The sequence below is a fragment of the Flavobacterium tructae genome (assembly GCF_002217475.1).
In the GTDB taxonomy this organism is placed as follows: domain Bacteria; phylum Bacteroidota; class Bacteroidia; order Flavobacteriales; family Flavobacteriaceae; genus Flavobacterium; species Flavobacterium tructae.
In genome coordinates, this window is sequence record NZ_MUHH01000011.1 from 38,576 (window position 1) to 54,631 (window position 16,056).

Here is a 16,056-nt window from a genome sequence, read left to right on the forward strand (position 1 = left end):
AGGTATTTACTTGTTTGGGATTTTAATCGTAAAAGTGGTTCCATGACCAATTTCAGATTGAACTTTTATATCTCCATTGAGTTTATAGATTGCTTCTTTTACAATATAAAGTCCCAATCCTGAACCAACCGACTCTCGGGAAACACGATAAAACATGTCAAATATTTTTGGATGTAAATCTTGCTGAATTCCAATTCCATTGTCCTCAACAACAATATTGGTTTCGATGTTAGAAATATCTATTTTAATATTGACAAATGGGTTTGAAACCTTAAAATTTTGATAGCGGATTGAATTTGAAATCAGATTGTTCAGAATAGTCGTAAGCCGATTTTTATCGGAGTAAACCGAAGCATTACCAATAATATCAACTTTAAAATCAACTCTTCGGTTAGTATCACCCATGAATTTTAAATTTTGGGTTACCTCTTTGATAAGTTCTCTAAAATTGATCTTTTGCTTCTCGATCTCCATCCGTGAGTTTCGCGAATAATCAAGGATATCACAAATGAAGTTATCTAACTTTTCGGCATTCTCCTTCAACATTTCAAGATGTCCGATCATTAACTCTTCCGCTGTATCGTCTTTGGCTATTTCAATAAGTCCAAGCATAGAATTTAATGGAGCACGTAAATCATGAGAGGTACTATACACAAAACGATCCAATTCGTAATTTGCCGTTTTTAATTCCCGATTTTCAATTTCTCTCTTTTTAAACGTCTGATTAATATGAGCTTCACTGTAATTTTTAAATTGATAAGCCCACAATCCACAAAGCCCGAAAATGGTCGTGGCTAATAGTATATGAATAACAAAAGTGCGCAGTGTCATATAATCCAACTGAGTAAAATAAATACCACTGACACCACTATATTGCAAATAACCAAATAGTGCATGATGAATTATTACTACTAATGTTAATGGTATTTGCAGTTTCCAGTTTTGATAAGTGATAAGTATAGCACTTGCAACAAATGCCGTAAAATGCATCTCAAACATACCATGCATCTGATAAATAAACTGGCACATGAAAATCCCCAATACGGTACTGAGAACATACTGATAAAAGTCAGATTCAGGCAATGCTAATTTTGATGAATAATAGGCAATAAGCAATATTCCCCCCACTCCAATTGCAATCTCCCAGGTATCAAAACAAAACGCTAATAATAAACCTATAATAAAAAAAGCGACCAGAAAGTAATTAATTAAATTATCCGATTTTCTCTTTATTGCCAAAAGAAATTCCTGAATGTTCTTAGATTGTTCCAGATTTTCGATTTTCTCTTTCATACTTTTTTCAACTTGGTACTGCATTGCGATACTCTTTTAAAGTAAAGGCAATTGGATTAAAAAAGGACAAGAAAAGCAGTTTTATGCTTAGTGTTATGTTCATTAATTCTTCGCTTCAGCAAATGAACACTAGTTAGCTTTCAGATAAGAGATCTTGCTGAACTATACTTGCGCTCCATCATTATATCTCAAAAGCGAAAAAAATGCACCTGAGTAAAGTAGTCATCCCATAGTACATCATTCTGCAGCAAAAAGCTGACGAACAACACCATTAAAGCTTTAGCTAATTTAATAAAAAAAACGATAAAGTAGGATTTTATCTATTGCAATATATCTAAAAAGCGGGTAAAAAACTCAGTCACTATAGCAAAACACCCTTGATAATAAGACAGTTAAAACCAAAATCTTGTAAAATAGTTTATATCTAACACAAATACAGTTAACGCTTAATTACTCTGACAGAAGATCGTATACAGCATATTTCTGACAGCAAATCAATTGTATTGCTATAAAATAAACTGACCTGCCAAATTAGGACAGGTCAACTTTTTACCATTTCTTGCTTACGTTTTTTCTATTCTCTTAACGAGTTCGATATAAATTGTACCTTGCAAAACACTAAGGTTTCACAACATTCCGTTTTTTTTTAACTTTACAAAAAATAAACGAAATGAAAATAGTCATCATTGAAGATGAACATCTCGCCTCCACCTATCTCAAAAATATTCTGGAAGAGCAGACTGTCCTTCCGATCAGTGAAATTACAGTACTGAAATCTGTAAAGGGTGCTGTTGCCTTTTTTAAAGCGAATACCGTTGATCTTGCATTTATGGATATTCATTTGGGAGATGGTAAAAGCCTCGATATTTTCGAGCAGGCTCTCGTGTCATGCCCCGTTATTTTTATCACTGCTTATGACTCTTATGCAGTAAAAGTTTTCAAACATTTTACTATCGATTATCTTCTTAAACCTTACGAAGAGGAAGAATTACTCGAAGCTTTACACAAATACAAAAACATAAAAGAGACCTTTAACAGCAATTCAGTTGTTGAATCTTTGGTTGAAATTGAGAATCAAAGTAACATTCAGCATCATTTTCTGGTGAGCCACAGAGATAAACTAATTTCTGTTAACGACACTTCAATTCCCTTTTTCTTTGCGACCGGAAAACATTTGTTTATCTACACCAACTCCGGCAGTAGTTACCTGTACAATAATAATTTGAAAGACCTCATCAATAAACTCGATCCGGCTCTTTTCTTTAAAATCAACAGAAAGTATATTATTAACCGCCATTCTGTTCAGGAAATTGTGAAACATTCGAGCCAGAAAATCGAAATTTTACTGAATGTTACCGTTCCGGATACAGAACCTATTATTCTAAGCAAAAAGGAAATCAATAATTTTAAAAACTGGCTCGATTCCTAAAATTCAATTGGAGTAAAGAATATAAATTTCCAGACTATTCAGAATCCGGAAGTCTGTCGGCTTCATTCTTTTTTCGGTTGAAACGGTAAATTACAGTCAGTCTGATATATCTTCCCTGCGAACGAAACTCTGATTCTAAATAATAGAGCGGTGTGCTGACCGTTTGTTTGGTTAGTTGCGAATTGAAAAGGTTGTTCACATTTAAAGTAACCGACATTTTATCGTTAAAAAAGTCCTTGTTTAAACCAATATTGGCCGAGTATTGTGCCTCGGTAACCGATTGAACTCCCTGATTTTTACCTCGGTATTTAAAACTAAAATCACCTGAAATTATTTTTGGAAACTTCACAACCGAACGAAAGCCTGACAACCAGGTTTCGTCTTCCACATCATAGATCACTTCCTTGTAAGTGCCTTGCTGCTTAAATTTGTAGTAATTAAAATCCAAAGACAGTCTCAGCCATTTTGTTGGACTGTAAGTTGAAGAAACTTCTGCTCCAAAACGATCTTCAGTGTCCAGATTTACCGGTGTTCTCACAAAATAATTTTCATCTGTGCGCTGTAAAATATACTCGAAAAAATCGATAGTGTGCTGATAATATACAGACGGATTGATGCTAAATTTTCCGGGTTTAGCCAGTAAAGTCAATTCAAAAGAATTCGTAAACATCGGATTCAAATCAGGGTTTCCTACGGTAAGATTGCGCAAATCTGAAAGCCCGGAAAAAGGATTCAACTGCCAAAACCTCGGACGGTTGATTCGTTTGCTGTAGCTAAGCTGTAAATCTGTTTTCTCGGTTAGATTGTATACTAAATGAACAGTTGGAAACAGGTTGATATAATTTTTAGTGTTGCTGAACAAATTCTTTGAATCGGCAATTTTAATATCGGATAATTCCGCCCGCAAACCTGCCAGATAACTGAACTTTTTTACTTTACTTCCAAACTGAATGTAACCACTATAGAGGTTCTCGTCGTATTTTAATTTATTGGTAAACTGATCCTGCAAAACTTCATCCAAAACCGTATAATAATCACTTCTAATGGCGCGCAAATCACTTCTGATTCCCATCTCAATTTTAGAATTTTCGTTTATCGGATTTACAAAATCAGACTTTAGAAAGATATCGTTACTGCTTTCAATATCACGGCTGTACAGATTAGAAACTTCCGGTTCATAAGGCATCGTTTTTTGCTGATCGATGTATTGATTTTCATCGTCGTGCCAAAAATCATATTGCAGGCTGGTCGTCCATTTTTTATCCTTTTTATCAAATGTTTTTACATAATTTAATTCTAAGGCATTGTAAAACTTTGGTTCCTTATAATTTTCGTGGCGATTGATGATACTGTCAGTTGCATTACTGGCGTTGGCATACTCGTACTCAATAGCCGTTTTGTAATTGTTATTGTTTCTGTCTCGATAGTAGCTTCCGGTTAAGGTATTTTTGGCATTAATGTAATAATCTCCTCCTATGTAAATATTGTAGATACTATTATTTCTTCGGATATCATCGTATTGATTCAGCGTGGTTACTGCATTGTTGCTGGTATTGTGCTGAAACTGTCTGTTGGAAGCAAAAACGTCAATGTAACGGTATCCTATATTGGAAAACAAATTGACTTTTTCGGTTTTATAACTCACATTGGCATTCAGACTATGATTTGCCGGATTTCCTATTCCTGCCTGCAGCGAACCGTTAAATCCCTGCATACTGTTTTTCTTTAGTATGATATTTATAATTCCTGCACTCCCCTGCGCTTCGTAAGCCGCTGAGGGATTTGTAATAACTTCTACCTTTTCAATATTCCCCGCCGAAATTTGAGACAAACCGTTATTAGCGGTTAACATGGATGGTTTTCCGTTAATTAAAACCGTAACACCGCTATTGCCTCTAAGGCTTACGGCCCCCGCAATATCCACATTTACTGAGGGAACATTATTCAAAATATCGTTAGCTGTTCCGCCTTTTGAGAGAATGTCTTTTCCAACGTTGAATACTTTTTTATCCATTTTTAGTTCTACGGCCGATTTTTCAGCTACCACATTCACTTCATTCAGTTCATTAACTTCTTCTTCCAGTAAAACGTCTTTTAAAATCAGATCTTTCTGAAGTGAAATCGCGTTTACGGTGAATGGTTTGTAGGATATAAATTCGATTTTCAACTGATAATTTCCGGGAGGACTCTTGAAAACGTACATCCCGTTTTCATCAGAAGAAACCGTTCTTTTTTTCTGATCAGACGATTCCAGCGTGACGGTAACATAGGACAGAGATTGTTTTGTTTTTGAATCCATAACTTTTCCTTTAAGCGTAAATTCATTGGTCTGTGCCACAGCCTCAAAGCCTAAAGAAAGGATGATGAGTAAGATGAGCTTTTTCATTTTTGGTTTCGTTTATAATTTTCACCAAAACTCTTCTTTAATTGTATGCAAAAATTAAGCGCATGCTATACAGTTCTTTCAGATCGATCAACCATTAAATAACGAGTATTAACGATGTTTATCTACGTTTTTTATGCGTTAATGTCATTTTTGAACCTGTTTGTCGACACATTCTTTCTCTTTCTAAATAAATACTAACTTTGGTCTGCTATGTCAATATTCGAAAAACTCATCAACTATTCCTCAGCCCACAGAGTTCCAACACATATTGTGTTTTGGTTCTGCCTGTATATTATGTTCCTTGGTAAAAATAATTTTGATGATCCTGCATTAAACATTCCAAATGAAATGCTGGGAATTGCATTCGATCTGTTTTTCTCTATGCTGTTTGCCTATTTCCTTTCCTATCGTATTCTTCCGCGCTTAATGACGCCCAAAAATCACAGTATGGTCTGGCTTGAATTTATAGTGGGCTGTTATCTTATCTCGGCTATTAATCGAACTATAATCATTTATGTACTGGAACCTATTGTACGCACCCCTCCTTTTATACAGGAGTCCATTTTTGAAATCTTTACAGATATTTCAAAGTTGTTTCGATCGTATTTTATTCAATCCTTTTTTCTTTCTTTATTCTTTGTTTTTGTAAAACAGGTTAAAAACCAATATTTAGTTCAGAAAAAAGCATTGTTACTGGAAAAGCAAAAGGCAGAAACGGAACTAAAAGTGCTAAAAGCTCAATTGAACCCTCATTTTTTGTTCAATACGCTCAACAATATTTATTCCTTGTCTCTTGTTAATTCGCCAATTACTTCACCATCAATTGCGGTTTTGTCTGAAATATTAGATTGCATTTTATATCGTTGCAGCGGTACTTATGTTCCTGTTTCGCAAGAAATTGCATTGCTTAACAATTATATTGCACTTGAAAAGTTGCGATATGACGAAAGGCTCAGTGTCATTTTTAATACCGATATCGACCATAATGATGTTATTGCGCCTTTAATTTTACTTTCATTAGTAGAAAATGCTTTTAAACATGGTGCCGGAGAAGATACGGATTCCCCCGTTATAGTTATTGATTTAAAACTAAAGAACAGTCATTTTACTTTTACGGTTAAAAACACTATTGGGAAGAGTGAAACTGAATCTGAAAACGGTAAAATTGGACTGAACAATATCATACAGCAGCTGGACAAAATTTATCCGGAAAATTATACTTTTGAGGTTACCAAAAACGATACTCATTTTACAGCCCATTTAGAAATCAAGCTGCAAAACGATTCCAACCAAGCTTAGAAAAATGAAAATAAGATGTTTATTAGTCGATGATGAGCCTTTGGCCATAAACCTGCTGCAAAATCACATCAGTAAGCTGGATTATTTTGAGATTGTAGGAACCTGTCCGAATGCCTTAAAAGCTGCCGAAGTATTAAGAACTACGGCTGTTGACCTCATGTTTCTGGATATTAAAATGCCTCAGATCACGGGAATTGATTTTTTAAAGACATTGAAAAACCCTCCGGCTATTATTTTCACAACGGCTTATCGTGAATATGCTTTGGAAAGCTACGAACATGACATTGTAGATTATTTACTCAAACCTATTACTTTTGATCGCTTTTTTAAAGCCACCGATCGTTATTTACGTATCAGTGGCCCAAGCAATACAAAAATTATAACGCCACCTCTCGAGAATTTTATTTACATCAGAAGCGGTACTAAATTTCATAAAATCAATACGGACAATGTTTTGTTTATTGAAAGTGTGAAAGACTACATTGTGGTGCATCAGAAGGAAGGCATAAAACTAACCTCTAAATACAAAATCGGCGATATTGAAGCGGAACTTCAGGGAAAAGATTTTCTTCGCGTACACCGTTCTTTTATCATCAATTTAAAAAACATTACTGCCTTTACCGCTTATGATGTTGAAATTGGCTCCATAGAAATTCCTATCGGGGCAAGCTACAAAGAATATGTTTTTAAAATATTAAAAGGTTCATAACCGCCTCCCTCCTTGTCTTTAGAACTTAATAGCAATTTTTCCTATAGTTTTTCCTGACTCTAAAAGTTCATGCGTTTTTTTGAAATTCGATACCGTTAAACCTGTTAACGTTACATTTAGCGTTGATTTTAGCATGCCCTGATCTAAAAGATCAGCCAATTTATTAAGAATAACGTGCTGTTCCTGCATATCATCGGTTTCATACATCGATCGTGTGTACATAAGCTCCCACGAGAAGGAGGCACTTTTATTTTTCAGTTTGTTCAAAGCCACGGGATCACTGCTTCCGGTAATAGAGGCAATATGTCCTTGCGGTTTAATCAATTCTGCCATAGTATCCCAATAAGAATTCGTATCTACAAAATCTAAAATAAAATCGACCTGTTGAAACCCGGCTTCCTGAACCGAAGCAATTAAATTTCGGTGATCAACTACATAATCGGCTCCCTGCTCTTTGCACCAGGCTATAGTTTCTGGGCGGGATGCGGTTGCAATAACCGTGAGACCCGCTACTTTTTTGGCCAATTGAATAGCGATCGAACCTACTCCTCCTGCCCCTCCAATAATTAAGATCGACTTACCTTTATCTTTTTCAGGATTGATTCGGATGCGGTCAAAGAGAATTTCCCAAGCCGTTAAACCGGTTAAAGGTATGACTGCCGATTCTTCAAGACTTAAGGACTTTGGTTTTCTGCCTACAATTCGTTCGTCAATAACCTGGTATTCGGCATTACTACCCGGTTTGGTAATATCTCCGGCATAAAAAACTTCATCTCCCACCTTAAACAGGCTTACTTTCTCTCCTACCGCTTCAACAATACCCACAGCATCCCAGCCTATAATCTTCGGAGTTTCTAAAACGGTATCTTTTGTACTATTTTGACGAATTTTAAAATCGACGGGATTAACAGATACTGCACTAATTTTTACTACTAAATCACGCTCTCCGGGAACTGGTTTTGGGGTTTCAAATGCTATAAAACTCTCTTCTTCAGCAATTGGTAACGATGTTTTAAATCCTATGGCTTTCATCTTTATAATTTTTAAATTCTATTATTACAAAGATAAATACAGTCCGAATCTTACAAACGGTATATTTTTATACTAAACCAGTATATTCTTATCAAAAGTCAATAGCACCTTAGAATTCTCAAATACTAAAAAAAGCTGATCCTAAAACCAGCTTCTTACTTTTATTTAAAATTTAGCAGCAAATTCTTTTGCAAAATCTTCCAGTTTAATTTGTCCCTCAACAGAACTATAATCGCCTAAAAAATGTGCTGCAATTTTACCGTTTCTAAAACCTGATCCCATTTCGGTATACAATTCAGCAATTTCTTCCGGTAGTCCCCCTTGTTTCATTCCGTCAAGAGATTGTACATCGGTAAATTCTATCCATGGTAGATCCGGTTTTCCAATGGCTAAGCCTAAAGTTTTGGCTACTTCATTTGGAGTTCGCACATCACTTACAATATAACGAATGTTCTTTCCCGCTATCGTTTTTAGTAATTCTTCAGACACTGCTGCGGCAATATCTTCAGGATGTACAAAAGGAATTGTAGTGTTAGAAGGATAATTTGCTCCAATAATTCCCGCTCCCTTAATCATTGGAACATCATGGTACAAATTCGTGTAGAAAAAACCCGCACGAAGATACGTAACCGATACGTTCTCTAATGACTCATATAATTTCTCAATATTATGAAGTCCGGCAATTGGACCATTTCCTCCCGGTAAATCTGCACCAATACTGCTCAACATTACAACACGTTTTACTCCGGCAGCTGCTATGGCTTTTGCAAGTGCTTTACCGGCGTCCGTAGTATTGGTAATGATATTAACTCCTCCCATATTAGGCGGAGTCATTGCAAATACAGCATCAGCTCCTTCAAATGCGCTTTGCAAAAAAGCGGCATCACTTACAGAACCTATCGCTGCTTTTGCTCCTGCTGCTTCAATCATTTTTACGCGGTCTGAACTACTACTGATTACTGTTACCTCATGTCCCGAGGCAATAAGTTTTTGGGTCAATGGCTTACCTATGTTTCCTAATGATCCTGAAATTGTAATTTTCATCTCTGTTTATTTTTTTATGTTCTGTAACAAAGGTATATTTGTACTTACTTTTATACAAGTACTTACCCTAAAGTATGCACTATGACCGCCATCAAAGAATCATCGACTATTCAGGAAAACAAGCAATATGCTTTAGACCAATGTCCTGTAACTTATGTTATGGAAAAAATTGGAGGCTATTGGAAACCCATTATCATTTACCATCTTTCAGGCGGAAGCAAACGTTACAGTGAACTAAAAAGGGCTATCCCTGCAGTTACCGAAAAGATGCTGATACAACATTTAAAACAGCTCGAAGCCGACCATCTTGTCATTAGAGAAGCTAAACCGGTTGTACCTCCTTTTGTGACCTATAGCTTAAGTCCGTCGGGAAAAGGTTTAATGCCTGTTATCGAAGCTATGGCGACATGGGCCTTCAAGGATAAGGAAGATGGATTTAAGAGTTCTTAAAATAGCTTGGTCTCAAAAATAATCATCAAAGTAGCAGAACATCTTGTTACCTTTACATAAAAAGATCCAAATGAGAAAAATTGGTACAACACAAGCAGGTTTTGTTTTAAGAATTGTTTTAGGAATTACGATGCTCTCTGCAGTTGCCGACCGTTTTGGTCTTTGGGGTGCACCCGGCGCTCCCGGAGTTGCGTGGGGAAACTGGGACAATTTTATTATTTACACCCAAACCTTAAACTCCTTTGTCAGTAAATCCTTAGCAGAAGTATTGGGAGCTTTGGCTACTTTTTTCGAGATTTTGTTTGGTTTGTTTCTCATCATAGGATTTAAAACCCGTTACATTGCTTTGGGAACTGCAGGTTTAATGCTTCTTTTTGCATTCTCCATGGCTGTTTCAGTCTCTATAAAAGCTCCTTTTGATTATTCGGTTCTAACAAGTGCCGCAGCAGCTTTATTGCTTTCTTCTTTGGACAAAACGTATCTCGCTTTAGACAATCGATCCCAATAAAAATTTATAAAACTCATTCAAAATATAAAATCCTCAAAAAATAACTACCTCGAAAAAGGTCAAAACATTCGGCTTTCAACAACCTGCTTACCTCAAATACAAATTTTGTAAATCGCAATACAAATTATATAACAATTTCCAAATCTAAATTCTCAATTTAAACGTATGTATGAAAATACGATACTCCGGAGGAATTAAACTCAAATGGTAATGGTTTTTGGGGCATATTGAGCTTAATAACCTCCCGGGATATCGTTTATTAAATAATTTTAAACGAAGGAAAAGAGTGGAAAAGTTAAATGTCGAGAGATTAAAAAACAGTCTGGATTACTTGCAAAGCAAACAAAGGGAACTAAAAAGGCAAAATGAGGAAGATACCCGAACTCTCGAATCTCTCATAAAGTATTTAAAAAAAGACATGATTGATCAGTATAAATTAACCAAATACGATTTATACATCAAGCAGGATGTTAAGGATACGGAGACTTTTATCAATAGTGTGCAAAAAATAATAGAAGACAACCTGTAAATTCTTCAATCTTAGCGTATCATCAACCTCCCTGATTGTCATTTAAAAATCAATCAGTTAGAATTATTTTGGCATTATTTTTCATCCTTTATACTTTTGGTTGCTGTCATTTTAGTTTTTAATTAAGAAATAAAAAAGTTCCTCTCCCAATTTCAATTCGTAAATTAGCGGTAACTAAATCGATTCGAATGACAGTACTTACGTTTACCCTGATTATGATTCTTGGTGCTTTTTTAGCAGGTTTTATTGGCTCATTATCAGGTTTAGGTGGCGGGATTATCATAATTCCACTTTTAACAGTCATTCTTGGCGTTGACATTCATTATGCAATTGGTGCAGCCTTGGTTTCCGTAATTGCAACTTCTTCAGGTTCAGCTGCAGCTTATGTGAGAGAAGGAATCACCAACATGCGATTGGGTATTTTTCTGGAAATTGCCACCACAATAGGTGCTGTTTGCGGAGCCCTGCTTTCAACCATCGCTCCTACTTCGTTTATTGCCGTTTTATTCGGGCTTACTTTAATTTTCTCGGCTATCAATTCGCTTCGTAAAAAAGAAGAACATATTGTTTTAGAATCTAGTCCTTTGGCTAAAAAACTAAAATTAGAAGGCACTTATCCTGCACATGATGGCAAAGTTATTCATTACGGAACTAAAAATGTTATAGGAGGTTTTAGTATGATGGGAATTGCCGGAATGATGTCCGGTTTATTAGGAATTGGTTCCGGAGCTTTTAAAGTAATCGCCATGGACAATATTATGAGAGTTCCGTTTAAAGTTTCTACTACCACCAGTAACTTTATGATGGGAGTTACTGCAATGGCAAGTTCTGTCATTTACATTCAGAAAGGATACATCGAACCCGGAATCTGTATGCCTGTAGTGGTTGGTGTGCTTTTTGGAGCGATGGCAGGAGCGAAAGTTCTCGTGAAAACAAATCCTAAGAAACTGAGAATATTCTTTGCCTGTCTCATCTTTGTATTGGCAGTAAATATGATCTATAACGGAATTAATGGAAAAATCTAAGACTATGCAACACGAAAAATTTGGAGAAAAAGATTTTCAAACCATTATCGGAAATTTATTGCGCTATGGCGTCTGGATTTCTTTATCCGTAGCTTTTATTGGTGGAATTGTTTACTTAATGCATCATAGTACAGACATTGAAGATTATTCGGTCTTTCATGAAAATGACCGTAATATCTTTGAAGTAATTTCGGCAATTTATCAGGGTGTAATTCAGGGAAACGGTGAATCTTTAATCTTTTTTGGAATTATTCTGCTTTTTCTAACCCCGGTTTTACGTGTTTTACTATCACTATTTTCGTTTTTACTGGAAAAAGATTATCTGTATGTAGGCATCACCTTAATAGTTATTGTGATTATTCTGATTAGCGTTTCCTTTGGTTTTTCTCATTAATTATAAGCTTTAGGCACTAAGCTTTAGGCTTTCTTAAAAAGCTTACTGCTTAAAGCCTAAGGCTAAAAAAAATAATAACCGCGATAAGTATTGGGCTGTAGGCTTTCTAAAAAAAGCATATTGCTTAAAGCTTAAAGCTATAAAAATACTAACCGCGATAAGCATTTGGCTGTAGGCTTAATAAGAAAGCGTATCGCCTAAAGCTTAAAGCCTAAAGCTATAAAAAATGGAAATAGGAATTGACAGTTTCGCTTCGGCGATGTATGGAGACCACAATATGCTAAGCAGTGTTGATGTAATGGAACAATTACTCCAAAGAATCGAGCTGGCAGATCAGGCCGGACTTGATGTTTTTGGTATTGGTGAACACCATAAAAAAGAATTTTTAGATTCGGCAACCGCTGTTATTTTAAGTGCTGCTGCGGCACGAACCAAACGCATTCGACTGTCAAGTGCTGTTTCAGTTCTAAGTGCTGCCGATCCGGTAAGAGTCTATCAAAGTTTTGCGACTCTTGATTTAATTTCAAAAGGAAGAGCCGAAATTGTAGTAGGCCGAGGGTCTTCCATTGAAGCTTACCCTCTTTTTGGATTTAATCTGAATGATTACGATGAACTTTTTAAAGAAAAATTAGATCTCTTGCTTCAAATCAGAGACAATGAATTTGTGACCTGGTCGGGAAAATTTCGTCCGTCCATAAATAATCTTCCGGTTTATCCCAGAGCTTTGCAAGAAAAACTTCCTGTATGGCTGGGTGTTGGCGGAACTCCTGAATCATTTATCCGCGCCGGATCGTTAGGGCTTCCCTTGATGGTCGCAGTTATTGGGGGTCAGACTCATCGTTTTCGTCCTTTAGTTGACTTGTATCGTGAAGCAGGAAAAGCTGCGGGTTATCAACCCGAAGAACTTAAAGTGGGTCTACATTCACCCGGATTTGCTGCAAATACAACCGAAAAAGCTATTGAAGAATATTATCCCGGTTATGCTGAACTTTGGACAAAATTAGGCTTGGAACGCGGTTGGCCGCCCGTGACCAAAGCCAAATTTGACGGATTAATTGACGATCTGGGTGTATTGGTTGTGGGAGGTCCTGAACGCATTGCTGATAAAATTTTGCGTCACAGCGAATCACTTGGCGGTATTTCCAGATTCACCTTTCAAATGGACAATGCAGGTCTCACGCACACACAACTCATGACTGCTATAGAACTTATTGGTGCAAAAGTGATTCCGCTCATTCAAAAAGGGTAGTTTTTTTTTGCCACAGATTGCACAAATTAAAAGGATTTCTTATTTCATAACAACAAAAAAACCCGACAGGTTTCAAAAACCTGTCGGGTTTACTCTTAGAACCTTAGAACCTCAGTACCTTAGAACCTTAGAACCTAAAAAAATTAAAACTTATACGTTACCCCCACTCTAAAGTTTCTTGGCGCTTCTGTTTGCCAATAGTAAGCAGAAAGCCACTCATAGTAAGATCCGCTGTAAAGGTATTTATCCAAAATGTTAAAGACGTTGGCAGTAACTTTAAACTTTCCGGTTTCATAAGATAACCCTCCATCCAGTTTAAAATAGTTTGGTAAGCTTATAGCTCCTACACTCCAACTGTCTGTCTGACGGCCCGCAAGATAAGTCCCTCCTATAGAAGCTCCTAATCCTTTTAACTTTCCGCTTTGAATGCTGTAGTTCAACCACGCATTTGCAGTATGTTTGGCAAAGCCCGGTACTACTGAACCAACTACAATAGTTTTAACTACTGAACTTGTAACTACAGATTCTGTAAAAGCATAATTGGCAATAAGGTTAAGTCCGTCTAATAATTTTCCTCTTACGTCAAATTCAACACCCTGTGCTCTTTTCTCTCCCAAAACAATTTTATAAACATCATTTGGTCCATTTTTAGGATCAGAAGTAAGCTCATTTTGTTTTACGATACGATAAGCCGACAATGTAGTACTCCATGATCCGTCAAACCAATCTTTCTTAACCCCAAATTCCAAATTATTTCCTGTAAGTGGTTTTACCTGATCCCCATTTTGAATAATTCCGGATTGTGGTATAAAAGCCTGATCGTATAAACCATATACAGCCAGATTATCAGTCACAGAATAACTAGCTCCCACACGTGGCGTAATATGACTGTCAGATTCATCCGTTCCCCAACTGTTTTGACTAATCCAGGTGTATCGTGCCGCAAGAGTCAATCTCAACCTGTTTTCAAAAAAACCTAACTCATCCTGAATGTAACCTGCAGCGTATTTTTGTCCTAGTCTACCTCCAATTCCGGCTCTAACAGAAAGCGGTGTTGCACGATCAAAAGCCGGAAAACCATTAGAAGGTGTACCATAATTTGGATGGTAAACATTAAATGGATTCGCTGCCGTATCAAGATCATGAGACTGTCCCCAATCTGCCATATAATCTTTATTCCCCAAATCTACACCACTTAGTATTTTATGCGTAACAGCTCCTGTATTGAACTTCCCATTTACGAATACCTGACCTAAATACATATTACTTTCTGCATCCCAGATACCCACATTTCTAATAATGTTGCCTTTACCAAGGGTATTTTCACTGGAGCCAACGCTGGCAGGCCATGAACTGTATCCTTGCTGAATGTACTTGAAATAAGAAGTTTGTGCTGTTAGTTTCCAGTTATCATCAAACTTATGCTCAAACATAAAATACCCGCTATGGTCCTGAATATTAGTATCCGGAATACCAGGCTGTGTCAGAGTAAATCCAACCGGTAAAGTGGCATATCCATCAGATTTAGGTCCAAACACATAATAAGAACCTACCTCAGTCATGTTGGCATATTGAAAATTATACTCCGCCGTAATTTTTGTTTTATCATCAATCTGGTAGGTAAGTACCGGAGCAATTACATAACGGTTATTGTGTTCAAAGGAACGGTGCGAACCTCTGTTTTGGGCTGCAGCATTAAAACGGTACAATAACTTTCCTTTTTTGTCCAATTTACCGTCAAGATCAATACTCGCTCTGTAAAAATCATAACTTCCCGCAATTACAGAAGCTTCACCCTTTGTCATTCCGGTTGGTTTCTTAGTTACCACATTGTACAATCCGCTTGGATCACCGCTGGAAAGCATAAATCCTGCCGGTCCTTTTACAAACTCGATATGATCTACAAAACTCATGTCTTCCGTAAGTGGCCCCCAGAAAGAAGTAACTACATTAAAACCATTACGGAACGCCTGAACCTGCGAACCACGCATTTTTATATTGGTGTACAAATCTCCCCAATGTTCGGAGCGTACAGCGCCACTCACATTTCGGATTACTCCGTCACTCATACTCACAATCTGCTGATCTTTTAATGTCTGACCGCTCACAATCTGAATATTCTGGGGAATTTCTAATACTGGTGTTTGAAGACGTAAAGATAAAGAAGGCTTGTCTTGCTTGTATTTGTTTTTAGTAATCACCACTTCGTCCAAATCTTCCTGGCTCTCCGCAAGCATGAAATTTTTAGTTGTCGTTTGCTTTGATGTCACTGTAATTCTGTCTTCAACGGGACGAATTCCAACTGCACTGATGCTGATGGTATAACTGGCAGGCTTAACATTTTTAATTTCGTACTGTCCGTGTTCGTTCGTTATAGCACTGTATCTTGTTCCTTTAAGAGCAACAGAAACACCTTCTGCCGGTACATTTCCCGTTAAAGAAACCCTTCCGGTTATTTTTCCGTTTTCCTGCCCCATCATCACTAATGAGTTTAGAAAAATCAGAAAAAATAAAACTTTTTTTATTCTCATGGTATTCATAATTATTTGTATTGGTTTTTATTTCGCTGGCAAAAGTAAGGGCTAAAACATCGTTTTGCAAATTATTTTTAATTATTCTAAATAAATATAATTCAAAATCAAATCGTTAAATGCAATGGCAAGACCTATTATTTTAGATTTTAAATCCTTCAATAGTAAATAACTCTGC

14 protein-coding genes are annotated in these 16,056 nt (G+C 36.6%); 9 read left to right on the plus strand and 5 right to left on the minus strand.

Features of this window, described 5'->3' with window-relative positions:
* Positions 1-6 precede the first annotated feature (6 nt).
* Positions 7-1,317, minus strand: coding sequence for a sensor histidine kinase (locus B0A80_RS02810; protein WP_089076340.1), 1,311 nt, complete (start codon positions 1,315-1,317; stop codon positions 7-9).
* Positions 1,318-1,963: 646 nt separating this feature from the next.
* Here B0A80_RS02810 and B0A80_RS02815 point away from each other — a divergent pair.
* The gene (locus B0A80_RS02815; protein ID WP_089076341.1) at positions 1,964-2,722 is read left to right on the plus strand and encodes a LytR/AlgR family response regulator transcription factor; all 759 of its coding nucleotides are present in this window, start codon (positions 1,964-1,966) and stop codon (positions 2,720-2,722) included.
* Positions 2,723-2,756: 34 nt separating this feature from the next.
* Here the strand turns inward: B0A80_RS02815 and B0A80_RS02820 are convergent, their stop codons facing one another.
* Positions 2,757-5,108 (minus strand): TonB-dependent receptor, encoded by a 2,352-nt coding sequence (locus B0A80_RS02820; RefSeq protein WP_089076342.1) that lies wholly within the window; start codon positions 5,106-5,108, stop codon positions 2,757-2,759.
* Positions 5,109-5,318: 210 nt separating this feature from the next.
* Here B0A80_RS02820 and B0A80_RS02825 point away from each other — a divergent pair, with 210 nt between their 5' ends.
* On the plus strand, positions 5,319-6,407 hold the full coding sequence (locus B0A80_RS02825) for a sensor histidine kinase (protein WP_233430693.1): 1,089 nt from the start codon (positions 5,319-5,321) through the stop codon (positions 6,405-6,407).
* A gap of 4 nt (positions 6,408-6,411) precedes the next feature.
* Entirely contained in the window at positions 6,412-7,116 is a 705-nt protein-coding gene (locus B0A80_RS02830; protein WP_089076343.1) for a LytR/AlgR family response regulator transcription factor, read from the plus strand.
* Between the two features lie 18 nt (positions 7,117-7,134).
* Here the strand turns inward: B0A80_RS02830 and B0A80_RS02835 are convergent, their stop codons facing one another.
* Positions 7,135-8,148 carry a zinc-binding alcohol dehydrogenase family protein gene (locus tag B0A80_RS02835; protein WP_089076344.1) on the minus strand — a complete coding sequence of 338 codons (1,014 nt, stop codon included), beginning with the start codon at positions 8,146-8,148 and terminating at the stop codon, positions 7,135-7,137.
* A 165-nt stretch (positions 8,149-8,313) separates the two neighbouring features.
* Entirely contained in the window at positions 8,314-9,192 is an 879-nt protein-coding gene (locus B0A80_RS02840) for an NmrA family NAD(P)-binding protein (protein ID WP_089076345.1), read from the minus strand.
* An 81-nt stretch (positions 9,193-9,273) separates the two neighbouring features.
* On the opposite strand from B0A80_RS02840, the gene B0A80_RS02845 reads away from it, so the two are divergent.
* The 6 genes from B0A80_RS02845 to B0A80_RS02870 all read left to right on the plus strand — a co-directional run bounded on the left by B0A80_RS02845 (position 9,274) and on the right by B0A80_RS02870 (position 13,347).
* Positions 9,274-9,642 (plus strand): winged helix-turn-helix transcriptional regulator, encoded by a 369-nt coding sequence (locus tag B0A80_RS02845; protein WP_017497582.1) that lies wholly within the window; start codon positions 9,274-9,276, stop codon positions 9,640-9,642.
* Between the two features lie 70 nt (positions 9,643-9,712).
* Entirely contained in the window at positions 9,713-10,150 is a 438-nt protein-coding gene (locus tag B0A80_RS02850; protein ID WP_089076346.1) for a DoxX family protein, read from the plus strand.
* A gap of 286 nt (positions 10,151-10,436) precedes the next feature.
* On the plus strand, positions 10,437-10,679 hold the full coding sequence (locus B0A80_RS02855; protein ID WP_124020557.1) for a hypothetical protein: 243 nt from the start codon (positions 10,437-10,439) through the stop codon (positions 10,677-10,679).
* Positions 10,680-10,867: 188 nt separating this feature from the next.
* Complete coding sequence (locus B0A80_RS02860) at positions 10,868-11,704, plus strand: sulfite exporter TauE/SafE family protein (RefSeq protein ID WP_017497585.1); 837 nt, start codon at positions 10,868-10,870, stop codon at positions 11,702-11,704.
* Between the two features lie 4 nt (positions 11,705-11,708).
* Positions 11,709-12,098, plus strand: a complete 390-nt coding sequence (locus B0A80_RS02865) for a DUF1634 domain-containing protein (protein WP_233430694.1) — start codon at positions 11,709-11,711, stop codon at positions 12,096-12,098.
* 226 nt (positions 12,099-12,324) lie between these two features.
* Positions 12,325-13,347, plus strand: coding sequence for an LLM class flavin-dependent oxidoreductase (locus B0A80_RS02870; RefSeq protein ID WP_089076348.1), 1,023 nt, complete (start codon positions 12,325-12,327; stop codon positions 13,345-13,347).
* Between the two features lie 143 nt (positions 13,348-13,490).
* Here the strand turns inward: B0A80_RS02870 and B0A80_RS02875 are convergent, their stop codons facing one another.
* Positions 13,491-15,878 carry a TonB-dependent receptor gene (locus tag B0A80_RS02875; protein ID WP_233430695.1) on the minus strand — a complete coding sequence of 796 codons (2,388 nt, stop codon included), beginning with the start codon at positions 15,876-15,878 and terminating at the stop codon, positions 13,491-13,493.
* Positions 15,879-16,056: the final 178 nt, after the last annotated feature.